The following is a 24965-nucleotide window of genomic DNA, read 5'->3' on the forward strand; positions in this document are numbered from 1 at the left end:
ACTTCTTGGGGTCAGTTCAATGCTGAGCCCTTGAGGGGAATTAAATCTCGACCTGGGTGCCCAGTTCGATCACCCGATTGGGGGGTATCTCAAACTGGTCCGGCGCACGTAGTGCGTTGCGGCTCAGCGCAATAAACAGCTTGCCGCGCAGGAACAGGTACCACGGCCGCTTGGTCAGGATCAACGACTCATGCGACATAAAGAACGAGGTTTCCGTCATCCGACAGGGCAGCCCTTCCAGGCCGCAGCGGTGGAACACTTCCTCAACGTTCGGCGTTTCACGCCAGCCGTAACTGGCCACTACCCGCCAGAAGGTCGGCGAAAGCTGTTCGATGGTCACCCGTCGTACGTTATGGACATAAGGGGCATCCTCGGTACGCAGCGTCAACAGCACCACCCGCTCATGCAGCACCTTGTTGTGCTTCAGGTTATGCAGCAGCGCAAAAGGGATCACGTTGATGGCGCGCGACATAAAGACCGCGGTGCCAGGCACCCGCACCGGCGGCGATTTCTCCAGCGAGGCGATCATCGCTTCAAGGGAATTACCGTGTTCGTGCATGCGACGCAGCAGGCGGAAACGTTCGCTCTTCCAGGTGGTCATGATGATGAACATCACCAGCGCTAACAGCAACGGCAACCAACCGCCGGAGAACAGCTTCAGGGCGTTGGCCGCGAACATCGGCACATCGATAATCAGCAGGATAACCAGAATGCCGACGGCGAAGAAACGGTTCCAGTGCCAGTTTTTGATCGCCACTGAGGTCACCAGAATACTGGTCAGCACCATGGTGCCGGTCACGGCGATACCGTAAGCCGCCGCCAAATTGCTGGAGTGTTCGAAACCGATAATCACCAGCACTACCGCGATATACAGCGTCCAGTTAATCACCGGGATATAGATTTGACCGGATTCCATCTCAGAAGTATGGATGATACGCATCGGTGACAGGTAACCCAGACGCACCGCCTGGCGAGTCAACGAGAACACGCCGGAGATCACCGCCTGCGAGGCGATGACCGTAGCCAGCGTCGCCAGAATCAATAGCGGGATCAACGCCCAGTCCGGTGCCAGCAGGAAGAACGGGTTCTTGATGGCCTCCGGGTTTTTCAGCAGCAAAGCGCCCTGACCGAAGTAGTTCAGCACCAGCGATGGCAGCACCACGGTGAACCAGGCCAGGCGGATAGGGAATTTACCAAAGTGCCCCATGTCGGCGTACAACGCCTCAACGCCGGTGATCGACAGCACTACCGCGCCCAGCGCAAAGAACGACACCTTCTTATATTCAATAAAGAAGTTCAGCGCCCATTTCGGGTTTAACGCCTGCAAGACTTCTGGATTCGCCATGATGCTGCGTGCGCCCAGCACCGCCAGAACGATAAACCACAGCAGCATCACCGGCGCGAACAGCTTACCCACGCTGCCGGTACCGTGTTTCTGGATGGCAAACAACACCGTCAGCACCAGGATGGAAAGGGGAACAATATAGCCATCAAGCGACGGCGCGGCGATTTCCAACCCCTCTATCGCCGACATCACCGATATCGCCGGGGTGATCACCACCTCGCCATAGAAAAAGCTGCCGCCAATCAAGCCCAATATCACCAACACGGCGGTGGTACGCGCCGAAGTATGACGCCCGGCCAACGACATCAGCGTCAGGATGCCCCCTTCACCGGCGTTATCCGCCCGCATGACGTAGGTGAGGTACTTGAGGGAAACAATGATGATTAACATCCAGAAAATCAGCGACAGGAAGCCGAAAACCACATCTGGACGAACATCGAAGCCGTAATGGCCGGAGAAACACTCTCGAAGAGTATAGAGAGGGCTGGTGCCGATATCACCGTAAACCACCCCAATTGCCGCCAGGGTTACCGCCGATAAGGACTGTTTATGCTCTGCGCTCATAATTCGTTTCTTTATTAGAACATCCGTTAGCGATGCATCCGCATCAGCCAGAGATACGGGCTCTAAGATCCGTTACGCCCACTAAAAGGCGCACAGTATGCACGATTTATACTGCTTGCCTATCCTTATATCAGACCCTAAAAATAAACAAAATGTGAACCAGCCGCTCTTTTGATAATAGAAAGATTTTACTAATCAACAAGCTATACCATTAAAAATAATGGTGGTTTATCATCGGATTATCCACCAAGATTGGCTAACACTCGGACAACACGACAATAATATGGCGCCATCATCTCTTCTGGCAGAACGGATTTCCCGCCTCAGCAACGCGCTAGAGAGCGGTCTTTATGAACGACAGGATGCCATTCGCCTGTGTTTGCTGGCGGCGCTCAGCGGTGAAAGCGTGTTTCTGCTTGGCCCACCCGGCATCGCCAAAAGCCTGATTGCGCGCCGGTTAAAATTCGCCTTTCGCAGCGCGCGTTCATTTGAATACCTGATGACGCGTTTCTCAACCCCGGAAGAAGTCTTCGGCCCCTTGTCGATCCAGGCGTTAAAAGACGAAGGCCGCTATCAACGTCTGACCGCCGGCTACCTGCCCGAGGCGGAAATCGTATTTCTGGATGAGATCTGGAAGGCCGGCCCGGCGATCCTCAATACCCTGCTGACGGCGATCAACGAACGCCGTTTCCGCAACGGTAATACGGAAGAACCGATCCCGCTGCGGCTGCTGGTCACCGCCTCCAACGAACTGCCGGATGCCGACAGCAGCCTGGAAGCCCTTTACGATCGCATGCTGATACGCCTGTGGTTGGACAAAGTGCAGGACAAACAGAATTTCCGCTCACTGCTGGTCAGTCGCCAGAACGAGAATGAAAACCCGGTGCCTGAAGCACTGAGTATCAGTGATGAGGAGTATCACCAATGGCAACCGCAGATCGACAAAATCAAGCTGCCCGAGACTTGCTTTGAGCTGATATTCCAGCTGCGCCAGCGGCTGGATGCGTTGGATAATGCCCCTTACGTCTCCGACCGTCGCTGGAAAAAGGCGCTGCGGTTGTTGCAGGCCTGCGCCTTCTTCAGCGGTCGCGACGCCGTGGCGCCGATCGATTTATTGCTGCTGAAAGACTGCCTGTGGCACGACCTTACCTCGCTGAAGCTATTGCAACAGCAGGTAGAACAATTGTTGAACGAATCGGCTTATCAACAGCAATCGCTGCTGATCCAACTGCAACAGATCCATACCCGTTGGCTGCAGCATCAACAGCAGCAGAGCGACAGTCAGGCGATCGCCCTGGTGAAAAAGGGCGGCATGTTCAGCAGAAAACCTCAGTTTGCCCTGGCTACGCCGCTCGGCACCGGTACCCTGACCCTGTTGCTGCAAAAACCGCTGCAACTGCATGATATCCAGGTCAACCATCTGAGTATTGAAAACAGCGCGCTGGAAAACTGGCTGCAAAAAGGCGGCGACGTGCGTGCCAAGCTGAACGGCATTGGTTTTGCCCAGCAGATCGATCTGGAAGTGGACGAGCAACTGCATCTGACGGTGCTGGACGTCAGCCGTCAACCTGCACTGCTGGCCCTGCCCGGCAAACAGACCGGCGGCACGCCGCAGGCGATGCTGGATGAAATGGAGCAGTTGGCGCAGCGCCTGGCGGAACAGCGCCGGTTGTTCAGTCAGCACCAGCCCTGCCTGTTTACCCCCGCCGCCAGGCTGGCAAAAATTGAGGCCAGCCTGTTGCAGGTGGCGGAACAAATCAAACAGCAGCACCAGCAAATGCGCGGCCAGTAAGTATGCTCAGCCTGGAAACGCTCGATCTGCTGCTGGCGATCACCGAAGGTGAGCTGATCGAGGAGATGATCATCGGCATGCTGGCGGCACCGCAGCTGTCGATTTTCTTCAAAAAGTTTCCGGCAATCCGCCGGGCACTGGATCGCGACCTGCCGCGCTGGAAGCTGCAACTGAAAGAACGTCTCCACGAAGCCATGGTACCGCCCGCGCTGGCGCAGGAGTTTTATCGCTATCAACAGTGCCAACTGGAGAACAACACCCAGTTCTTCCATAACCTTAACGACACCCTGGATTTGCTGCGCCAACTGGTTTCCCCCTTTTATGAGCAGGCCCGCTCGCTGGTGGATGCCGCCGATCTGCCCAACCATCCGCTGGACGACAGCTTCCAAACTCTGTTCCTGCAGCGCTGGCGCATCAGCCTGACGCTACAGGCCACCATGATGCATCACCAGCTATTGGAACAGGAACGCGAACAGCTATTGGCGGAGCTGCAGGAACGTCTGGCGCTGAGTGGTGCCCTGGAGCCGCTGCTGTCGGAAAACGACACCGCAGCCGGGCGACTGTGGGATATGAGTAAAGGCCACTTGCAACGGGGTGACTATCAAAGGCTGGTGGAATACGGCAACTTCTTGCAGCAGCAACCTGAACTGAAAAAACTGGCGCAGCAGCTTGGGCGCAGCTATCAGGCCAAGGCGGTACAACAGCAGGACGCATTGCCCGAGCCGTACCGCGTGATGGTGCAGGTACCGGCCACGCTGCCGGAAGAGGTCAGCGGTATTCACCAGAGTGACGATATTCTGCGCCTGCTGCCACCCGAGTTGGTCACGCTGGGCATTGAAGAGTTGGAGTTTGAGTTTTATCGCCGCCTGCTGGAAAAACAGCTGTTGAGCTATCGCCTGCAGGGCGATGTCTGGCAGGAACAGGTTCTGATCCGCCAGGTCACCCACCAGCAGCAGGATCAGCAACCGCGCGGGCCGTTTATCGTCTGTGTGGATACTTCAGGTTCGATGGGCGGTTTCAACGAACAGTGTGCCAAAGCGTTCTGTCTGGCACTGTTGCGCATTGCGCTGGCGGATAACCGCCGTTGCTACATCATGCTGTTCGCCAACCAGATCGTGCATTACGAACTCACTGCTGCCAGTGGTATTGAGCAGGCGGTGCGTTTTCTCGGCCAGCACTTCCGTGGCGGTACCGATCTGGCGGCTTGCCTGAACGCCACCGTCAGCAAAATGACGGAAAGCGGCTGGTTCGACGCTGACGCGGTGATCATTTCTGACTTTATTGCCCAGCGATTACCGGAAGAGATAATAAAGAAGGTCAAACAACAGCAGCAAAGCCACCAGCAACGCTTTCACGCGGTGGCGATGTCCAACTACGGCAAGCCCGGCATCATGCGCATCTTCGATCATATCTGGCGCTTTGATACCGGGTTAAAAAGCCGTTTAATGCGCCGCTGGCGGCGCTGAGCATTACAGCAGGCCGTCGACCGCTTCACGCACCTGCGGAGACCACACGCCACACTGTACCTGCCCAATGTGCGACAGTTGCAGCAACAGCATCACCAGGCGCGACTGACCGATACCGCCACCGATAGTTTGTGGCATATCGCCACGCAGCAGAGACTGATGCCATTCCAGCGTCAAACGATCTTCATCCCCGGTTTGCGCCAACTGGCGTTTCAGCGCACTGGCGTCAACGCGGATCCCCATAGAAGAAAGTTCGAAGGCATCCTGCAGCACCGGGTTCCATACCAGGATATCGCCGTTCAGGCCGGCCAGCCCTGCTGCTGCTGGGGTGGTCCAGTCATCATAATCCGGTGCACGTACGTCGTGTGATTTGCCATGCGACAGCTTGCCACCAATCCCCATCAGGAATACCGCACCCAGCTCTTTGGTAATTGCCCGCTCACGGCCTTTGGCATCCAGCTCCGGGTAGCGTTGCAGCAGGGTTTCGCTGTGAACAAAATGGATTTGCTCCGGCAGGAACGGCGTTAAGCCGTATTCGCGACTCACTTCACCTTCGGTTGCTTTAATTGCCGCATAAATGCTGCGCACGGTGCTTTCCAGGTAATCCTGGCTGCGTTCGCCATCGCCCATCACCCGCTCCCAGTCCCATTGATCAACGTAGACCGAATGGATCGCGCTCAGACGATCTTCGTCCGGGCGCAGGGCTTTCATATGGGTATACAGGCCTTCACCGGCGCCGAAGTCATAGCTGCCCAATGTTTTGCGTTTCCATTTGGCCAGCGAGTGCACCACTTCAAAGGTGGCGTCCGGTAGGGTTTTCACCTTGACCTGCACCGCTTTCTCACTGCCAGACAGGTTGTCCTGGGTACCGTCACCCAGACGACTGAGGATCGGCGCCTGCACTTCGATCAGGCCAAGCTGTTGTTCCAACTGGCGGGAGAAGAAGGATTTAACCAGGCTGATTTGTTGTTGTTTTTGAATAAACTGTTTTTTCATTGCCGTATCTCTTATAAACCTGTCTCTGTTGCCAACGATTAAGCAACAGAACGGCACTACAATTCAATATCCGCTAATCAATATTGCCTTTTCACTTTTAATCGTTCATTTTGATGCGGTAATAATTCAACAATCAGCAATTAGTGGGGGATTAAATGGCTGAAAATTATCAGATCGATAATCTCGATCGCGGCATCCTTAACGCCTTGATGGAGAATGCACGCACACCTTATGCCGAACTGGCGAAAAACTTTGCCGTCAGCCCCGGCACCATTCATGTGCGGGTAGAGAAGATGAAGCAGGCCGGTATCATCACCGGTGCGCGGGTCGACGTGAACCCCAAACGCCTGGGTTACGACGTCTGCTGTTTTATCGGCATTATATTAAAGAGTGCTAAAGACTATCCTTCCGCGCTGAAAAAGCTCGAAAGCCTGGAGGAAGTGGTCGAGGCCTATTACACCACCGGCCACTACAGCGTGTTTATCAAGGTGATGTGCCGCTCGATAGATGCGTTGCAACAAGTACTTATCAACAAGATCCAAACGATTGACGAGATCCAGTCTACTGAAACCCTGATCTCGCTGCAGAACCCCATCATGCGTACCATCACTCCCTAGCCAACTAATTACTATACCCATATTATCCACAGGTAGATCCCAGCCGATTCACAGCGTACAATGCTGCCACTTTGAGAAGGCTGGGATCATTCATTTCATGGCAGACATTACTCTGATCAGTGGCAGTACGCTTGGCAGTGCCGAGTACGTAGCCGAGCACCTGGCTGAAAAGCTGGAAGCGGCAGGCTTTACGACCGAGACCCTGCATGGCCCTGAATTGGATGAATTGACCCTGTCCGGACGCTGGCTGGTGGTGTCTTCTACCCACGGTGCCGGCGATTTACCGGATAACCTGCAACCGCTACTGGATCAAATAGAAGAACAGCTTCCTGATTTATCTCAGGTGCAGTTTGGTGCAGTCGGTTTAGGCAGCTCTGAATACGATACTTTCTGTGGTGCGATCCAACGGATCGACGATCTTCTGATTGCTCGTGGAGCAAAAAGGATCGGCGATCGGCTCGAGATCGACGTGACTGAACACGAAATTCCTGAGGATCCAGCAGAGGAATGGGTGAAAAATTGGATTAATTTACTCTAATTTGTTCAAAGATCACCCGAACGATTGTGGATAACTATGCTTAAAAGCAGGGTAAAAGCAGTAGTTATCCCAATAACAACCTTAGGTCGCTTTTTGTCCTGTGCATAACATGCCATTTAGATCCCAGCTTATAAGCCATAGGATCACCGATCATTCACAGCTAACGATCCTCCTTAATTAGCTGATCTCAATCGCGAATAATCACTTATCCACAGAAGATCGCGATCCTAATAAGAGATCTAATAAAGAGATCTTTAAATAAAAAGATCTTCTTTTAATTACTCAAGGATCCTGACCACTTGGTCGATCGACTAAACTTGAGTAGAATCCTCCACCCTAGGGCAATACAACGATCGTTCGCAATACGACGAGGTGCAGTTCCATGTTTTATCCAGAGCAATTTGACGTCATCATCATCGGTGGTGGCCATGCCGGTACCGAAGCCGCTATGGCTGCGGCACGTATGGGACGTCAGACTTTATTACTGACTCACAATATCGATACCCTGGGGCAAATGTCTTGCAACCCGGCGATTGGCGGTATTGGTAAAGGGCATCTGGTTAAGGAAATTGATGCACTTGGCGGGCTGATGGCTACGGCGATCGATCATGCCGGCATCCAGTTTAGGATACTAAACGCCAGCAAAGGCCCTGCGGTACGAGCCACCCGAGCTCAGGCTGACCGAGTGCTGTATCGCCAAGCGGTACGTACTGCCCTGGAGAACCAGCCAAACCTGATGATCTTCCAGCAGCCCGTCGAAGATCTGATTGTGGAAAACGATCGCGTTGTCGGTGCCGTTACCCAAATGGGGCTGAAATTCCGCGCCAAGGCGGTCGTGCTGACCGTAGGCACCTTCCTGGACGGCAAGATCCACATCGGTCTGGAAAATTACAGCGGTGGCCGTGCCGGGGATCCTCCGTCGATCTCGCTTTCACAGCGACTGCGTGAATTGCCTTTGCGGGTTAACCGTCTGAAAACCGGTACGCCACCGCGTATCGATGCACGCACCATTGATTTCAGCGTACTGGCACCGCAACACGGTGACACACCGATCCCGGTATTTTCGTTCATGGGCAACGCCGGGCAACACCCGGAACAAATGGCGTGCTACATCACCTACACCAACGAAAAAACCCATGACGTGATCCGTAATAACCTCGATCGCAGCCCGATGTACGCCGGGATCATCGAAGGGATCGGGCCACGCTACTGCCCGTCGATCGAAGACAAGGTGATGCGCTTTGCCGATCGTAACGCACACCAGATCTTCCTCGAGCCGGAAGGCCTGACCAGCAATGAAATTTATCCAAACGGCATCTCCACCAGCCTGCCGTTTGACGTACAGATGCAGATCGTGCGTTCGATGGAAGGGATGCAGAATGCCCGAATCATTCGACCTGGCTATGCCATCGAATACGATTTCTTCGATCCCCGTGATTTGAAGCCGACGCTGGAAAGCAAATTTATCCAAGGCCTGTTCTTCGCCGGCCAGATCAACGGCACCACCGGTTACGAAGAGGCAGCTGCACAAGGCCTGTTGGCCGGTCTGAATGCCGGACGTTACGCCAACGAAGACGAAGGCTGGTCGCCACGTCGCGATCAGGCTTATCTGGGTGTGCTGGTGGACGACCTCAGCACCCTGGGTACCAAAGAGCCGTACCGCATGTTCACTTCACGCGCCGAATACCGCCTGATGCTGCGTGAAGACAATGCCGATCTGCGTCTGACGGAAAAAGGCCGCGAGCTGGGTCTGGTGGACGATGCCCGTTGGGCACGCTTTAGCGAAAAGCTGGAGCGCATCGAACAGGAACGCCAGCGTCTGCGTGATATCTGGATGCACCCGCACGCCGAGAACGTCGAGCAGGTGAACGCGCTGCTGAAAGCACCGCTGTCGCGCGAGGCCAACGGTGAAGAACTGCTGCGCCGTCCAGAAGTGGATTACACCCAATTGACCTCCGTTGCGGCATTTGCTCCGCCACTGGCCGATACTCAGGCCGCCGAGCAGGTTGAGATCCAGGTGAAATACGAAGGTTACATTGTTCGTCAGCAGGAAGAGATCGAAAAACAGCAGCGCAATGAGAACACCGTGCTGCCGCTGGATCTCGATTACCAGCAGGTTTCTGGTCTGTCGAATGAAGTGATCGCCAAGTTGAATGATCATAAACCGAACTCGATCGGCCAGGCTTCACGCATCTCCGGCATCACGCCGGCGGCGATCTCCATTTTGCTGATTTGGCTGAAAAAACAGGGGCTGCTGCGCCGCAGCGCATAAATCCCGTTTTTGGGTGGCCGTTTGTTGACTTGATGAGCAAACGGCCGCTGACATCTTTTCGGACCTGAATTATCATGGCCACCTCCTTGGCCAGCCCTACCTGGCTTGCCGTTGTGCGCCAGTCTGAGGACCCGTTGTGCAGAAAAAATTAGATTCGTTGCTCAAAGCGGCAGGCATTGTGCTTCCCGATCAGCAAAAACAGCAGTTACTGGGCTATGTTGGCATGCTGGATAAGTGGAACAAGGCGTATAACCTCACTTCGGTGCGTGATCCACAACAAATGCTGGTGCGCCATATTCTCGACAGCATCGTGGTAAACCCGCATCTGCAGGGCAGCCGTTTTATCGATGTTGGCACCGGTCCTGGCTTACCAGGCATTCCGCTGGCGATTGTTCGCCCTGATTCCCATTTCACCTTGCTCGACAGCCTGGGCAAGCGCGTGCGCTTCCTGCGTCAGGTACAGCATGAACTGGGCCTGACTAACGTTGAGCCGGTACAGAGCCGTGTTGAGGCGTTCCCCGCTGAACCGCCGTTTGACGGTGTCATCAGCCGTGCCTTTGCTTCGCTGCAGGATATGCTTACCTGGTGTCACCATTTGCCGGCAAAAGGGCAGGGGCGTTTCTACGCGCTGAAAGGGGTGCGTCCGGATGAAGAACTGGCGCAGTTGCCTGAAGGCATCGAACTGGAATCGGTGGTTCGTCTGCAGGTACCGGAACTCGAAGGTGAACGTCACCTGGTGGTACTTAAGGCAAACTGAGTTTGTTTTTGATCAAGTAAGCGCGAATTAAAATATAGTGGCAATGGTTAAAGTAAGCAGGCTAATCAACGGGTGGTTTTTTTAGTTAATTTACTTTTTATTAACACAAAAATAGCCGCTAATTGGCGACAATAGGGTAATTGCAGATCGTAATAGTTACGTTAGCAACGATAAGTGAAGGATCCTGCTTTGCTGCTAATGTTAATTAGCTGTTGGAATACTATCCCCGAAGCTGTCAATAAAAGGTTTTTAGTGGGTATACGGATTGTTTTTGAACAGTTAACTTGTAATATTATGATTTATAATATCTTTTTGATCGCCCGATTTGCTAAAGACGCTTTAACCGACCCTGGGCTATAAATCAGTAATAGGTATTATTGTGAGCAACTACACGTTTCTTGCTGTAACACTGGAATAATCAGACAATTAAATGAGCCCTATTATTCCGACCGTTTTCTTGTGAAAATAGCCTGAAATGGGAGAATTTAAATAATTGTTCACCTTTTCGCTACTTATCGATTGAATTCGTTGGTATGCCCCGTATAATTTGCTCGTTTTTTGCTGCTTGACTCAGAGCAGTAAAGACAGTTTTATACGTCACTCAGCATACCCCCTCTGGGGTACGGAGAGAACAAACGTCATGTCTGTGTCCCTTTACAGCGGAAAAGTTGCTCGCAAATTGCTGTTTCTGCAGTTAATGACTTTTGTTCTGATCAGCGCTGCTTTCGGTCTGAAAAGCCTGGAATGGAGCGGTTCGGCGCTGGCGGGCGGTCTCGCTGCCTGGTTGCCGAGTACCATGTTTATGCTGTTTGCCTTGCGCCATCAGGCGCAGACGCCGGCACCCGGTCGGGTTGCCTGGTCGTTCGCCATCGGCGAGGGATTAAAGGTCTTGATCACCATAGTTTTGTTGATCGTGGCGCTTGGGGTGTTCAAAGCGGCATTTTTACCGCTTGGCCTGACCTATTTAGCGGTGTTAGTGGTGCAGATAGTGGCACCGGCCGTGATTAACAGTTACCGAACTTAACTAAAAGGGTAAGAGGCATCATGTCTGCATCTGGAGAAAATGGGACTGCAAAGGACTATATCAGCCACCATCTGAATAACCTTCAGTTGGATCTGCGTACTTTTCAGTTAGTTGAACCACACTCTGGTAACCCGACATTCTGGACGTTGAACATTGACTCATTGTTCTTCTCTGTCTTGTTGGGGGCTGTTTTCTTGTTTATTTTCAAGAAAGTGGCTAATACAGCGACCAGTGGTGTACCGGGGAAACTTCAAACTGCCGTCGAACTTATCATGGGCTTCGTCGACAGCAGCGTTCGTGATATGTATCACGGTAAGAGCAAGGTGATTGCTCCGCTGGCGCTGACGGTGTTCGTCTGGGTATTCCTGATGAACATGATGGATCTGTTGCCAATCGATCTTCTGCCGTTTATTGGCGAACATGTGTTTGGTTTGCCGGCGCTGCGTGTTGTTCCTACCGCAGACGTAAGTATTACGCTGTCGATGGCGTTAGGCGTATTTGTCCTGATTCTGTTCTATAGCATCAAAATGAAAGGCATTGGTGGGTTCGTTAAAGAGTTAACCATGCAGCCGTTCAACCATCCGTTATTCATTCCAATCAACCTGATTCTTGAAGGTGTCAGCCTGCTGTCCAAGCCTGTTTCACTCGGCCTGCGACTGTTCGGCAACATGTATGCGGGTGAGTTGATCTTCATCCTGATTGCCGGTTTGTTGCCGTGGTGGTCACAGTGGCTTCTTAATGTGCCTTGGGCCATTTTCCACATCCTGATCATTACGCTTCAAGCCTTTATTTTCATGGTTCTGACGATTGTCTATCTGTCGATGGCATCTGAAGAGCACTGATTTTCTTAAAACACTTACACTTTTAAACTGAAACAAACTGGAGACTGTCATGGAAAACCTGAGTATGGATCTGCTGTACATGGCTGCCGCTGTGATGATGGGTTTAGCGGCAATCGGTGCTGCGATCGGTATCGGCATCCTGGGTGGTAAATTCTTGGAAGGCGCTGCACGTCAGCCTGACCTGATTCCTTTGCTGCGTACACAGTTCTTTATCGTTATGGGTCTGGTTGACGCCATCCCGATGATCGCTGTTGGTCTGGGTCTGTACGTGATGTTTGCTGTCGCGTAAGTAGAGAATTTCTCTACACTGAAACCACACTATTAACTTTTAAAGAGGCATTGTGCTGTGAATCTTAACGCAACAATCCTCGGCCAGGCCATCGCGTTCGTTCTGTTTGTCTGGTTCTGCATGAAGTACGTATGGCCGCCGATCATGGCAGCCATCGAGAAGCGTCAGGGAGAAATTGCTGACGGTCTCGCTTCTGCAGAACGTGCCAAAAAAGATTTGGACTTAGCGCAAGCCAATGCGACCGACCAGCTGAAAACTGCTAAAGCAGAAGCTCAGGTGATCATCGAGCAAGCAAACAAACGCAAAGCTCAGATCATGGATGAAGCGAAAGCGGAAGCCGAGCAGGAACGTAACAAAATCGTGGCGCAGGCTCAGGCTGAGATCGAAGCCGAACGTAAGCGCGCTCGTGAAGAGTTGCGTAAGCAAGTCGCGATGCTGGCAATTGCCGGCGCCGAGAAGATCATCGAACGTTCCGTGGATGAAGCTGCTAACAGCGACATCGTAGATAAACTGGTCGCTGAACTGTAAGGAGGGAGGGGCTGATGTCTGAATTTGTAACTGTAGCTCGCCCCTACGCCAAAGCAGCTTTTGACTTTGCCGTTGAGCATCAAAGCTTGGATCGCTGGCAGGATATGCTGGCGTTTGCTGCTGATGTCACTCGCAATGAACAGATTTCTGAACTGCTGGCTGGCGCTGTCGCGCCGGAGACGCTGTCCAGAACGTTCATCGCGGTATGTGGCGAACAACTCGACGAACATGGCCAGAACTTTATCCGTGTAATGGCCGAAAATGGACGTTTACTGGTTCTTCCTGCGGTGCTGCAGCAGTTCATCGAACTGCGCGCCTTGCTGGAATCCACCGTCGAAGTCGACGTGCTCTCTTCGAGCGCACTGAGCGACAAGCAGCAGGCTAATATTGTCGCTGCGATGGAAAAACGTCTGTCACGCAAAGTTAAGCTGAATTGCAAAATTGACAAGTCTGTACTGGCCGGCGTAATTATCCGTGCTGGCGATATGGTGATTGATGGCAGCGTTCGCGGTCGTCTAGAACGCCTGGCAGACGTCTTGCAGTCTTAAGGGGACTGGAGCATGCAACTGAATTCCACCGAAATCAGCGAACTGATCAAGCAGCGCATTGCTCAGTTCAATGTGGTGAGCGAAGCTCACAATGAAGGTACTATTGTTTCCGTCAGTGACGGGATCATCCGCGTACACGGTCTGGCCGAAGTTATGCAGGGCGAAATGATCGCGCTGCCAGGCAACCGTTACGCAATCGCATTGAACCTGGAGCGCGACTCCGTAGGTGCCGTGGTTATGGGTCCGTACGCGGATCTGGCCGAAGGCATGAAGGTAAAATGTACCGGCCGTATTCTGGAAGTTCCGGTTGGCCGTGGCCTGCTGGGCCGTGTAGTTAACACCCTGGGCGCACCTATCGACGGTAAAGGCCCGGTTGATAACGACGGTTTCTCCCCGGTTGAAGCTATTGCCCCTGGTGTTATCGAGCGTCAGTCCGTAGATCAGCCGGTTCAAACTGGCTACAAATCTGTTGACGCCATGATCCCAATCGGCCGTGGCCAGCGTGAGCTGGTGATCGGTGACCGTCAGACAGGTAAAACTGCACTGGCGATCGATGCGATCATCAACCAACGCGATTCCGGCATCAAATGTGTTTACGTGGCTATCGGCCAGAAAGCGTCCACCATCGCTAACGTGGTGCGCAAACTGGAAGAGCACGGCGCACTGGCAAACACCATCGTTGTGGTTGCTACCGCGTCCGAGTCCGCTGCACTGCAATACCTGGCGCCATATGCCGGTTGTGCGATGGGTGAATACTTCCGTGACCGCGGTGAAGATGCGCTGATTGTTTATGATGACCTGTCCAAACAGGCCGTTGCATACCGTCAGATCTCCCTGCTGCTTCGTCGTCCACCAGGTCGTGAAGCTTACCCAGGCGACGTATTCTACCTCCACTCCCGTTTGCTGGAGCGTGCTGCGCGTGTTAACGCCGACTACGTTGAAGCCTTCACCAAAGGTGAAGTCAAAGGCCAAACCGGTTCACTGACGGCTCTGCCGATCATTGAAACCCAGGCAGGTGACGTTTCCGCGTTCGTTCCGACCAACGTAATCTCGATTACCGATGGTCAGATCTTCCTGGAATCCAACCTGTTTAACTCCGGTATTCGTCCGGCAGTTAACCCGGGTATCTCCGTATCCCGTGTGGGCGGTGCAGCGCAAACCAAGATCATGAAAAAACTGTCCGGTGGTATTCGTACCGCGCTGGCACAGTACCGTGAACTGGCTGCGTTCTCTCAGTTCGCTTCCGATCTGGATGATGCGACCCGCAAACAGCTGAGCCACGGTCAGAAAGTGACCGAGCTGCTGAAACAGAAACAGTATGCGCCGATGTCCGTCGCACAACAGTCTCTGGTGCTGTTTGCCGCAGAACGTGGCTTCCTGAACGACGTTGAAGTCGCGAAAGTCGTGAGCTTCGAAGCCGCGCTGGTTGCTTACGCAGACCGCGAGCATGCCGAGTTGCTGAACCACATCAACCAAACTGGCAATTTCAACGATGAGATCGAGGGCAAGCTGAAAGGCATCCTCGAGACCTTCAAGAAAACCCAGTCCTGGTAACGCTCAGCGGCCTGCAGTTGTAAGACAGCAGGCCGTCTGGCAATGAGGAGAAGCAGACATGGCCGGCGCAAAAGAGATACGTAGTAAGATCGCGAGCGTGCAAAACACGCAAAAGATCACTAAAGCGATGGAAATGGTCGCCGCCTCCAAGATGCGTAAATCGCAGGAACGCATGGCGGCCAGCCGTCCTTATGCAGAGACCATGCGCAAAGTGATTGGTCACCTTGCGTTAGGTAATCTGGAATATAAGCACCCGTACCTGGATGAGCGTGATGTTAAGCGCGTCGGGTATCTGGTGGTGTCTACTGACCGTGGTCTCTGTGGTGGCTTGAACATTAACCTGTTCAAGCGGCTGTTGTCAGAGATGAAAGGCTGGTCCGAAAAAGGTGTCGAAACTGATTTGGCACTGATTGGCTCTAAAGCGGCTTCTTTCTTTGGTTCCGTGGGCGGCAACGTGGTTGCCCAGGTTACCGGCATGGGGGATAACCCTTCCCTGTCGGAGCTGATCGGCCCGGTGAAAGTGATGCTGCAAGCCTACGACGAAGGTCGTTTGGACAAGCTGTACATTGTCAGTAACAAATTTATCAATACGATGTCCCAAGAACCACAGATCGTTCAGCTGCTGCCGTTGCCGCCTGCCGATGACGGTGAGCTGAAGAAAAAATCTTGGGATTACCTGTATGAACCCGATCCAAAAGTGCTGCTTGATACCTTGCTGCGCCGCTATGTGGAATCTCAGGTTTATCAGGGCGTCGTGGAAAACCTGGCCAGCGAGCAGGCCGCACGAATGGTAGCGATGAAAGCCGCAACCGATAACGGCGGTAGCCTGATCAAAGAGCTGCAGTTGGTATACAACAAGGCTCGTCAGGCCAGCATCACTCAGGAACTCACCGAGATCGTTTCGGGAGCCTCCGCGGTTTAAGCTAGGTTTACGAATTACGTAGAGGATTCAAGATGGCTACTGGAAAGATTATCCAGGTAATCGGCGCCGTAGTGGACGTCGAGTTCCCTCAGGATGCCGTACCAAAAGTGTACAACGCTCTTGAGGTAGAAAACGGTGCCAATAAGCTGGTGCTGGAAGTTCAGCAACAGTTGGGCGGTGGCGTGGTTCGCTGTATCGCAATGGGGACCTCTGATGGTCTGCGTCGCGGTCTGAAAGTGACTGACCTGGACCACCCGATTGAAGTACCGGTAGGTAAAGCTACCCTGGGCCGTATCATGAACGTATTGGGTGAACCAATCGACATGAAGGGCGATATCGGCGAAGAAGAACGTTGGGCGATTCACCGTCCGGCGCCAAGCTACGAAGATTTGGCCAACTCCCAGGATCTGCTGGAAACCGGTATCAAGGTAATGGACCTGATCTGCCCGTTCGCCAAGGGGGGTAAAGTCGGTCTGTTCGGTGGTGCGGGCGTAGGCAAAACTGTAAACATGATGGAGCTGATCCGTAACATCGCGATCGAGCACTCCGGTTATTCTGTGTTTGCGGGCGTGGGTGAGCGTACTCGTGAGGGTAACGACTTCTACCACGAAATGAACGACTCCAACGTACTGGACAAAGTATCCCTGGTTTACGGCCAGATGAACGAGCCACCGGGTAACCGTCTGCGCGTTGCTCTGACCGGTCTGACCATGGCGGAGAAATTCCGTGACGAAGGCCGTGACGTTCTGCTGTTCGTTGATAACATCTACCGTTACACCCTGGCCGGTACCGAAGTGTCCGCACTTCTGGGCCGTATGCCATCGGCGGTAGGTTATCAGCCAACGCTGGCGGAAGAGATGGGTGTTCTGCAAGAACGTATCACCTCTACCAAGACTGGTTCAATCACCTCCGTACAGGCCGTTTACGTCCCTGCGGATGACTTGACTGACCCGTCACCAGCCACCACCTTTGCTCACTTGGATGCAACTGTGGTACTGAGCCGTAATATCGCTTCTCTGGGTATCTACCCGGCCGTTGACCCGCTGGATTCCACCAGCCGTCAGCTGGATCCGCTGGTAGTTGGCCAGGAGCACTACGATGTAGCGCGTGGCGTGCAGTCTATTCTGCAACGCTATCAGGAACTGAAAGATATTATCGCAATCCTGGGTATGGACGAGCTGTCTGAAGAAGACAAACTGGTCGTATCCCGTGCGCGTAAAATCCAACGCTTCCTGTCTCAGCCGTTCTTCGTGGCAGAAGTCTTCACCGGTTCTCCGGGCAAGTTCGTATCGCTGAAAGACACCATTCGTGGTTTCAAAGGCATTATGGACGGCGACTATGACCACCTGCCTGAACAAGCGTTCTACATGGTTGGCACCATTGAAGAAGCAGTGGAAAAAGCCAAGAAACTGTAACGTCTTGAGAGGAGGGTGATATGGCTATGACTTACCATCTGGATGTAGTCAGCGCGGAAAAACACATGTTTTCCGGCCTGGTGCAAAAGATCCAGGTGACAGGTAGCGAAGGCGAACTGGGGATTTTCCCTGGCCATGCGCCGCTGCTGACTGCCATCAAGCCTGGCATGGTGCGTATTGTTAAACAACACGGTGAAGAAGAGTTCATCTACCTGTCCGGCGGTATCCTTGAGGTACAACCGAGCGTGGTCACCGTGCTGGCTGACACTGCTATCCGTGGAACGGACCTCGACGAAGCGAGAGCGCTGGAAGCTAAGCGTAAAGCTGAAGAGCATATCAGCAGCTCTCATGGCGATGTCGACTATGCTCAGGCATCTGCAGAACTGGCGAAAGCGATCGCAAAACTGCGCGTTATCGAACTCACCAGAAGATCGATGTAATATTTTGGCGCGTTCATAACGCAACCAAAATTAAGAAAGCGGCCTATTGGGTCGCTTTTTTTTTGCTTTAAAATAAGCGTTTCAGCCCGGCGGGTATGGTGATGTATAACCCCCCGTTGGGGCTGAAAATGTCTCCGATCGCCGACAGTTCTGCCCACTGCCGGGTTATGTGAGTGTTAATTGCTGTGTGCCTAGTGCCCCATGGCCTACACTGGGTTCGTGCAGAGAAATATGTAGTAATATCGTCACTAAAGGGTTCTACTTTCGTCTATCAAAATGGAGTTATCAGGTTGCTTATGTCGAACAGCGCAATGAGTGTGGTGATCCTCGCCGCGGGCAAGGGAACACGCATGTATTCCGATCTTCCCAAGGTATTACATCCGTTGGCTGGCAAGCCGATGGTGCAGCACGTCATTGATGCCGCGATGAAACTGGGCGCGAAAAACGTCCATCTGGTGTATGGCCATGGCGGCGATCTGCTGAAAAACACCCTGACCGACGGCGCACTCAACTGGGTGTTGCAGGCCGAGCAATTGGGTACCGGCCATGCCATGCAGCAGGCGGCACCGCATTTTGCCGATGATGAAGACGTGCTGATGCTGTACGGCGACGTCCCGCTGATTTCTGTCGATACTTTGCAGCGTCTGATGGCCGCGAAGCCACAGGGCGGCATTGGCCTGCTGACGGTGAAGCTGGCTGATCCGAGCGGTTACGGGCGTATCGTGCGTGAGAACGACCAGGTGGTGGGCATTGTTGAGCACAAGGATGCCAGCGAAACCCAGCGCCAGATTAATGAAATCAACACCGGTATCCTGGTGGCCAATGGGCGTGATCTCAAGCGCTGGCTGGGGATGCTGAATAACGACAACGCACAGGGTGAATTCTACATCACCGATATCATTGCGCTGGCCCACGCCGACGGCAAGAAAATTGAAGCTGTGCATCCGTCACGCCTGAGCGAAGTGGAAGGTGTGAATAACCGCCTGCAACTGTCGCGGCTTGAGCGCATCTACCAGGCAGAACAGTCTGAAAAATTGCTGTTGGCTGGCGTTATGCTGCTGGATCCGGCGCGTTTTGACCTGCGCGGGGAACTTGTCCACGGTCGCGACATCTCTATTGATGCCAACGTGATTATTGAAGGCACGGTTAAGCTGGGGGATCGAGTGAAAATCGGTGCCGGCTGCGTGCTGAAAAACTGTGTGATCGGTGATGACTGCGAAATCAGTCCGTACAGCGTGCTGGAAGATGCCGTGCTGGCAGCGGAATGCACAGTGGGTCCTTTTGCCCGCTTGCGTCCGGGTGCTGAACTGGCAGTGGGTGCCCATGTGGGCAACTTCGTCGAAATGAAAAAGGCGCGTTTGGGCAAAGGGTCCAAAGCGGGTCATCTGAGCTACCTGGGCGATGCCGAGATTGGCGACGATGTGAATATCGGTGCCGGTACCATCACCTGTAACTATGATGGCGCCAACAAGCATAAAACCATTATCGGCGACGGCGTGTTTGTCGGTTCCGACACCCAGCTGGTGGCACCAGTGTCCGTTGGCAAAGGTTCCACCATCGCCGCTGGTACTACTGTGACCCGTGATATCGGCGAAGACGAACTGGTGCTGAGCCGCGTCAAGCAGGTGCACATCCAGGGTTGGCAGCGCCCGGTCAAGAAGAAGTAACTCGTGTGTTTTGCGTTGGGCTCCGCTTACGAGCCCAATACAAAACATAAAAGTCCTCAATAGATTTTGAGCTGCTGCTAGGCGGTAAGAGGATAATCCCCATTCTCTACAGGCTCGGGGAAGCACGGTAAAAACCGGCAAAATCAGGTCAAGACATCGAAAGCGCCCCGAAAGGCGTTTAATTAGGAATACAACTGATGTGTGGAATTGTAGGCGCAGTAGCGCAACGTGATATTGCAGAGATTCTGTTGGAAGGGTTACGCCGTCTTGAATACCGTGGCTACGACTCAGCCGGTTTGGCGGTGGTGGATGCCGAAGGTAACGTCAGCCGTTTACGCCGCGTGGGCAAAGTTAACAAACTGGCCGAAGCCGCTGAACAACATGAATTGCATGGGGGCACCGGTATTGCTCACACCCGCTGGGCAACGCACGGTGAACCTACCGAAGCTAACGCGCACCCGCATGTTTCTGATTACATTACAGTGGTGCATAACGGCATCATCGAAAACCACGAACCGTTGCGTGAACTGCTGATCGAACGCGGTTATCACTTCAGCTCTGAAACCGACACCGAGGTGATTGCTCACCTGGTGCATTGGGAACAGCGCCAGGGCGGTACCTTGCTGGAAGTGGTTCAACGCGTGATCCCTCAGTTGCGTGGCGCATACGGCACCGTGGTGATGGACAGCCGTGATCCCAGCGTGCTGGTGGCTGCGCGTTCCGGCAGCCCGCTGGTTATCGGCCGTGGCGTGGGTGAAAACTTCCTGGCTTCCGATCAACTGGCGCTGTTGCCGGTAACCCGTCGCTTTATCTTCCTGGAAGAAGGTGACGTGGTGGAGATGACTCGCCGCACCGTCAACATTTTCGATAAGCAGGGCAACGCCGTTGAGCGTCCTGAAATCGAATCCCAGGTGCAGTACGACGCTGGTGACAAAGGTGCTTACCGTCACTACATGCAAAAAGAGATCTACGAACAGCCACTGGCGTTGAAGAACACCCTGGAAGGGCGTTTCAGCCACGGCCAAATCAACCTGAGCGAGCTGGGCCCGCGTGCCGACGAACTGTTGGCGAAGGTGCAGCACGTGCAAATCATTGCCTGTGGGACCTCTTACCACTCCGGCATGGTTGCCCGCTATTGGTTCGAATCGCTGGCCGGCGTGCCTTGCGACGTGGAGATTGCGTCAGAATTCCGCTATCGCAAATCTGCCGTACGTCCGGGCAGCCTGATCATTACCTTGTCGCAGTCCGGTGAGACCGCCGATACGCTGGCGGCACTGCGCCTGTCGAAAGAACTGGGTTATCTCGGTTCGTTGGCTGTATGTAACGTGGCCGGTTCTTCACTGGTGCGTGAATCCGATCTGGCGCTGATGACCAAGGCCGGCACCGAAATCGGTGTGGCTTCCACCAAAGCTTTTACCACCCAGCTTGCGGTGCTGTTGATGCTGGTGGCGCGTTTGGGCCGACTGAAAGGTATGGCGGAAAGCGTTGAGCATGAAATCGTACACGGCCTGCAGGCGTTGCCGGCGCGTATCGAACAGATGCTGTCGCTGGACAAAAGCATTGAAGCGCTGGCGGAAGGCTTCTCCGACAAGCATCACGCGTTGTTCCTCGGCCGTGGCGATCAGTACCCGATCGCGATGGAAGGCGCACTGAAGCTCAAAGAGATCTCCTATATTCACGCAGAGGCCTATGCGGCCGGTGAGTTGAAACATGGCCCGCTGGCGTTGATCGATGCCGATATGCCGGTGATCGTGGTGGCGCCGAACAACGAACTGTTGGAAAAGCTGAAGTCCAACATTGAAGAAGTGCGCGCGCGCGGCGGCCAGCTGTATGTGTTCGCCGATCAGGATGCCGGTTTCGTCAGCAGCGAAGGCATGACTATCATCCCGTTGCCGCACGTTGAAGAAATCGTGGCACCGATCTTCTACACCGTGCCGTTGCAGTTGCTGTCCTACCACGTGGCGCTGATCAAAGGCACCGACGTTGACCAGCCGCGCAACCTGGCGAAGTCTGTCACGGTAGAGTAACTCGCTGCTGTTAACCTCTAAAAGCCGGCCGCTGTGCCGGCTTTTTTCATGGCTGCAGCAAATATGACAATGGTGCGACAGCAGGGATAAAAGTTGTCATATTCAAGCGGATAGGTGAGATGGAAAGGGTTTTTTTATTGATTAATTACTGAGTGTTTTTATCTTTAATTGGCTGATTTTAAATACATAATCATCACGGTGCTCGCGTTGTAATATAACTGTCATATTTCGTACATTTTACTGTCACCAAACTGTCCTATTTTCCCTCCTGCAGCAATACTTACTCTGATGAAAACGACTTGAAGTCGATTTTTGAATATCCCATTAGGAGGGATTATGAAACTGATGCGTACCACCGTCGCCAGTATTGTGGCAGCGACTTTCTCCCTGACCGCCGTGTCCGCGTTCGCTGCTGCTAGCCTGACCGGTGCAGGTGCGACATTCCCCGCTCCGGTTTATGCCAAGTGGGCAGATTCTTATCAGAAAGAAACCGGCAACAAAGTTAACTATCAGGGCATCGGCTCTTCGGGTGGCGTGAAGCAAATCATCGCCAATACCGTTGACTTTGGGGCTTCTGATGCACCTTTGACTGACGAAAAACTGGCGGCTGATGGCCTGTTCCAGTTCCCTACCGTGATCGGTGGTGTGGTGCTGGCAGTTAACATCCCGGGCATCAAATCCGGTGAGCTGACCCTGGACGGTAAAACTCTGGGCGATATCTATCTGGGTAACGTGAAGAAATGGAACGACCCGGCGATCACCAAGCTGAACCCTGGCGTTAAATTGCCGGATCAGAACATTGCCGTTGTGCGTCGTGCTGATGGTTCAGGCACCTCGTTCGTGTTCACCAGCTACCTGTCCAAAGCCAACGCGCAGTGGAAAGAGAAAATCGGCGCAGGCTCTACCGTTAACTGGCCAACCGGTCTGGGCGGCAAGGGTAACGACGGTATCGCGGCCTTCGTACAGCGTCTGCCAGGCTCTATCGGCTACGTGGAATACGCTTACGCCAAGCAGAACAACCTGGCTTATACCAAGCTGATTTCTGCCGATGGCAAAGCGGTTAGCCCGACAGAAGAGAGCTTCAGCGCAGCGGCTAAAGGCGTGGACTGGAGCAAAACCTTCGCACAGGACCTGACTGACCAGAAAGGCGACAACGCCTGGCCAATCACCTCTACCACCTTCATCCTGGTGCACAAAGAGCAGAAAAACCCGGCTCAGGGCACCGAAGTCCTGAAGTTCTTTGACTGGGCGTACAAAACGGGCGCCAAGCAGGCTAATGACCTGGATTACGCCACTCTGCCGAACGAAGTTGTCGAGCAGGTGCGTGCAGCATGGAAAACCAACGTAAAAGACAGTTCCGGTAAAGCGCTGTACTAACAACGCAGGGGCGCGGGATCCAACGCGCCCCACTCAGTTTTTCAGGGTCTGACCTATGTTGGGCCTGCCAGGGTTAAAACAGAGAGTGATCTATGGCTGAGTACAAGCCGACCATTAAAGCACCGAGTAAAAATGGTGACGTCATCTTCAGCGCGCTGGTTAAACTGGCAGCGCTGATTACCCTATTGTTGCTGGGCGGCATTATTGTTTCACTGATCTTCGCCTCCTGGCCGAGCATCCAGAAATTCGGTTTCTCCTTCCTGTGGACCAAAGAGTGGGACGCGCCTGCCGAGCAGTTCGGTGCGCTGGTGCCCATCTACGGCACCGTGGTCACCTCGTTGATTGCACTGATTATCGCCGTGCCCGTCAGCTTTGGTATTGCGCTGTTCCTGACCGAGCTGGCGCCAAACTGGCTGCGACGCCCACTGGGCATCGCCATTGAGCTGCTGGCGGCAATCCCAAGTATCGTTTACGGCATGTGGGGTCTGTTCGTGTTCGCCCCGCTGTTTGCCGAATATTTCCAGACTCCGGTTGGCGACGTGCTGTCCGGCATTCCGATTGTCGGTGAGCTGTTCTCTGGCCCGGCATTCGGTATTGGTATTCTGGCTGCCGGGGTGATCCTGGCGATTATGATTATTCCTTACATCGCTGCCGTAATGCGCGACGTGTTCGAGCAGACCCCGGTGATGATGAAAGAGTCGGCCTACGGCATCGGCTGCACCACCTGGGAAGTGATCTGGCGTATCGTGCTGCCGTTTACCAAGAATGGCGTGATTGGCGGTGTGATGTTGGGGTTGGGCCGTGCGCTGGGGGAAACCATGGCGGTGACCTTCATCATCGGTAACACCTACCAGCTCGACAGCGTCTCGCTGTATATGCCGGGTAACAGTATCACCTCTGCGCTGGCCAACGAATTCGCCGAAGCGGAATCTGGGGTGCACACCGCAGCGTTGATGGAGCTGGGTCTGATTCTGTTTGTTATCACCTTTATCGTCCTGGCGCTGTCGAAGTTGATGGTCATGCGTCTGGCCAAGAAGGAGGGACGCTAACGTGGCGACTATGGAAATGCAAAACAACCTGGCGCTGTTGGAAAGCCGTCGCAAAATGCAGGCCTGGCGCCGTCAGAAAAACCGACTGGCGCTGTTCATGTCGATGGCGACCATGGTATTTGGCTTGTTCTGGCTGGTGTGGATCCTGTTCTCCACGGTGACCAAAGGCATCGACGGCATGTCGCTGGCGTTGTTCACCGAAATGACACCGCCACCGAATACTGCCGGCGGCGGCCTGGCTAACGCCATCGCCGGTAGCGGGTTATTGATCATGTGGGCGACGATATTCGGCACGCCGCTGGGCATCATGGCCGGCATTTACCTGGCGGAATACGGCCGTAAATCCTGGCTGGCGGAAATTATCCGTTTTATTAACGACATTCTGTTATCGGCACCGTCGATCGTCGTCGGCCTGTTCGTGTACACCATTGTGGTGGCGAAGATGCAGCACTTCTCCGGCTGGGCTGGGATCATTGCACTGGCGTTGTTGCAGGTGCCGATCGTGATCCGTACCACCGAAAACATGCTGAAACTGGTGCCGGATACGCTGCGTGAGGCGGCTTACGCGCTGGGTACACCGAAATGGCGCATGATTTCCGCCATCACGTTGAAGGCCTCTGTTTCCGGCATTATCACCGGCGTACTGCTGGCGATTGCACGTATCGCCGGGGAAACCGCACCGTTGCTGTTTACCTCGCTGTCGAATCAGTTCTGGAGCACCGATCTGATGCAGCCGATCGCCAACCTGCCGGTGACCATTTTCAAATTCGCCATGAGCCCGTTCGCCGAATGGCAAGAACTGGCCTGGGCAGGGGTGTTGTTGATTACCCTGTGCGTATTGGTCCTGAATATCTTGGCGCGTGTGGTTTTCGCCAAGCAAAAGCATTCATAAAATTTTGAGCGCGGCCCTGGCGGCGCTGATGAAAAGAGAGAAGT

The 24965-nt window shown here is 53.8% G+C and carries 22 protein-coding genes; 20 read left to right on the forward strand and 2 right to left on the reverse strand.

Going from position 1 to position 24965, the window contains the following annotated elements; translation table 11 throughout:
- Positions 1-40: 40 nt before the first annotated feature.
- Positions 41-1909 carry a low affinity potassium transporter Kup gene (kup, locus tag BEI65_RS17345; protein WP_099064408.1) on the reverse strand — a complete coding sequence of 623 codons (1869 nt, stop codon included), beginning with the start codon at positions 1907-1909 and terminating at the stop codon, positions 41-43.
- 283 nt (positions 1910-2192) lie between these two features.
- On the opposite strand from kup, the gene ravA reads away from it, so the two are divergent.
- Positions 2193-3701 (forward strand): ATPase RavA, encoded by a 1509-nt coding sequence (gene ravA, locus BEI65_RS17350; RefSeq protein WP_099064409.1) that lies wholly within the window; start codon positions 2193-2195, stop codon positions 3699-3701.
- A gap of 2 nt (positions 3702-3703) precedes the next feature.
- Positions 3704-5167 carry an ATPase RavA stimulator ViaA gene (gene viaA / locus BEI65_RS17355; protein WP_085120108.1) on the forward strand — a complete coding sequence of 488 codons (1464 nt, stop codon included), beginning with the start codon at positions 3704-3706 and terminating at the stop codon, positions 5165-5167.
- Between the two features lie 3 nt (positions 5168-5170).
- Here viaA and asnA read toward each other — a convergent pair whose 3' ends face one another.
- Positions 5171-6163 (reverse strand): aspartate--ammonia ligase, encoded by a 993-nt coding sequence (asnA, locus tag BEI65_RS17360; RefSeq protein WP_099064410.1) that lies wholly within the window; start codon positions 6161-6163, stop codon positions 5171-5173.
- A 155-nt stretch (positions 6164-6318) separates the two neighbouring features.
- Here asnA and asnC point away from each other — a divergent pair, with 155 nt between their 5' ends.
- The 18 genes from asnC (at position 6319) to pstA (ending at position 24921) form a co-directional block, all read left to right on the forward strand.
- Positions 6319-6780: a transcriptional regulator AsnC gene (gene asnC, locus BEI65_RS17365; protein WP_004950461.1), complete on the forward strand. Its 462-nt coding sequence runs from the start codon at positions 6319-6321 to the stop codon at positions 6778-6780.
- Positions 6781-6877: 97 nt separating this feature from the next.
- Positions 6878-7318, forward strand: a complete 441-nt coding sequence (mioC, locus tag BEI65_RS17370; RefSeq protein WP_099064411.1) for an FMN-binding protein MioC — start codon at positions 6878-6880, stop codon at positions 7316-7318.
- A 382-nt stretch (positions 7319-7700) separates the two neighbouring features.
- Positions 7701-9590: a tRNA uridine-5-carboxymethylaminomethyl(34) synthesis enzyme MnmG gene (mnmG, locus tag BEI65_RS17375; protein ID WP_099064412.1), complete on the forward strand. Its 1890-nt coding sequence runs from the start codon at positions 7701-7703 to the stop codon at positions 9588-9590.
- Between the two features lie 136 nt (positions 9591-9726).
- Entirely contained in the window at positions 9727-10347 is a 621-nt protein-coding gene (gene rsmG, locus BEI65_RS17380; protein WP_099064413.1) for a 16S rRNA (guanine(527)-N(7))-methyltransferase RsmG, read from the forward strand.
- A gap of 640 nt (positions 10348-10987) precedes the next feature.
- The gene (gene atpI / locus BEI65_RS17385) at positions 10988-11371 is read left to right on the forward strand and encodes a F0F1 ATP synthase subunit I (protein ID WP_085120112.1); all 384 of its coding nucleotides are present in this window, start codon (positions 10988-10990) and stop codon (positions 11369-11371) included.
- Between the two features lie 20 nt (positions 11372-11391).
- Positions 11392-12213: a F0F1 ATP synthase subunit A gene (gene atpB, locus BEI65_RS17390; protein ID WP_099064414.1), complete on the forward strand. Its 822-nt coding sequence runs from the start codon at positions 11392-11394 to the stop codon at positions 12211-12213.
- A gap of 49 nt (positions 12214-12262) precedes the next feature.
- Positions 12263-12502, forward strand: coding sequence for a F0F1 ATP synthase subunit C (atpE, locus tag BEI65_RS17395; protein WP_004093904.1), 240 nt, complete (start codon positions 12263-12265; stop codon positions 12500-12502).
- Positions 12503-12559: 57 nt separating this feature from the next.
- Positions 12560-13030: a F0F1 ATP synthase subunit B gene (atpF, locus tag BEI65_RS17400; RefSeq protein ID WP_004950476.1), complete on the forward strand. Its 471-nt coding sequence runs from the start codon at positions 12560-12562 to the stop codon at positions 13028-13030.
- A 14-nt stretch (positions 13031-13044) separates the two neighbouring features.
- On the forward strand, positions 13045-13578 hold the full coding sequence (gene atpH, locus BEI65_RS17405; protein WP_085120114.1) for a F0F1 ATP synthase subunit delta: 534 nt from the start codon (positions 13045-13047) through the stop codon (positions 13576-13578).
- Positions 13579-13590: 12 nt separating this feature from the next.
- A complete protein-coding gene (gene atpA, locus BEI65_RS17410; RefSeq protein WP_085120115.1) occupies positions 13591-15132 on the forward strand; it encodes a F0F1 ATP synthase subunit alpha in 1542 nt (513 codons plus the stop codon).
- Positions 15133-15190: 58 nt separating this feature from the next.
- On the forward strand, positions 15191-16054 hold the full coding sequence (gene atpG / locus BEI65_RS17415) for a F0F1 ATP synthase subunit gamma (RefSeq protein WP_085120116.1): 864 nt from the start codon (positions 15191-15193) through the stop codon (positions 16052-16054).
- A 32-nt stretch (positions 16055-16086) separates the two neighbouring features.
- The gene (atpD, locus tag BEI65_RS17420) at positions 16087-17469 is read left to right on the forward strand and encodes a F0F1 ATP synthase subunit beta (RefSeq protein WP_012004485.1); all 1383 of its coding nucleotides are present in this window, start codon (positions 16087-16089) and stop codon (positions 17467-17469) included.
- A 20-nt stretch (positions 17470-17489) separates the two neighbouring features.
- Positions 17490-17909 (forward strand): F0F1 ATP synthase subunit epsilon, encoded by a 420-nt coding sequence (locus BEI65_RS17425; RefSeq protein WP_004950490.1) that lies wholly within the window; start codon positions 17490-17492, stop codon positions 17907-17909.
- 296 nt (positions 17910-18205) lie between these two features.
- Entirely contained in the window at positions 18206-19576 is a 1371-nt protein-coding gene (gene glmU / locus BEI65_RS17430; RefSeq protein ID WP_099064415.1) for a bifunctional UDP-N-acetylglucosamine diphosphorylase/glucosamine-1-phosphate N-acetyltransferase GlmU, read from the forward strand.
- Positions 19577-19773: 197 nt separating this feature from the next.
- Positions 19774-21603: a glutamine--fructose-6-phosphate transaminase (isomerizing) gene (glmS, locus tag BEI65_RS17435; protein WP_099064416.1), complete on the forward strand. Its 1830-nt coding sequence runs from the start codon at positions 19774-19776 to the stop codon at positions 21601-21603.
- Between the two features lie 336 nt (positions 21604-21939).
- On the forward strand, positions 21940-22980 hold the full coding sequence (gene pstS, locus BEI65_RS17440; RefSeq protein WP_099064417.1) for a phosphate ABC transporter substrate-binding protein PstS: 1041 nt from the start codon (positions 21940-21942) through the stop codon (positions 22978-22980).
- Between the two features lie 92 nt (positions 22981-23072).
- The gene (gene pstC / locus BEI65_RS17445) at positions 23073-24029 is read left to right on the forward strand and encodes a phosphate ABC transporter permease PstC (protein ID WP_085120121.1); all 957 of its coding nucleotides are present in this window, start codon (positions 23073-23075) and stop codon (positions 24027-24029) included.
- A 1-nt stretch (position 24030) separates the two neighbouring features.
- On the forward strand, positions 24031-24921 hold the full coding sequence (gene pstA, locus BEI65_RS17450; RefSeq protein ID WP_099064418.1) for a phosphate ABC transporter permease PstA: 891 nt from the start codon (positions 24031-24033) through the stop codon (positions 24919-24921).
- Positions 24922-24965 lie beyond the last annotated feature (44 nt).

It is taken from the genome of Serratia sp. BW106, from assembly GCF_002607755.1.
GTDB classification, from domain to species: Bacteria; Pseudomonadota; Gammaproteobacteria; order Enterobacterales; family Enterobacteriaceae; genus Serratia; species Serratia proteamaculans.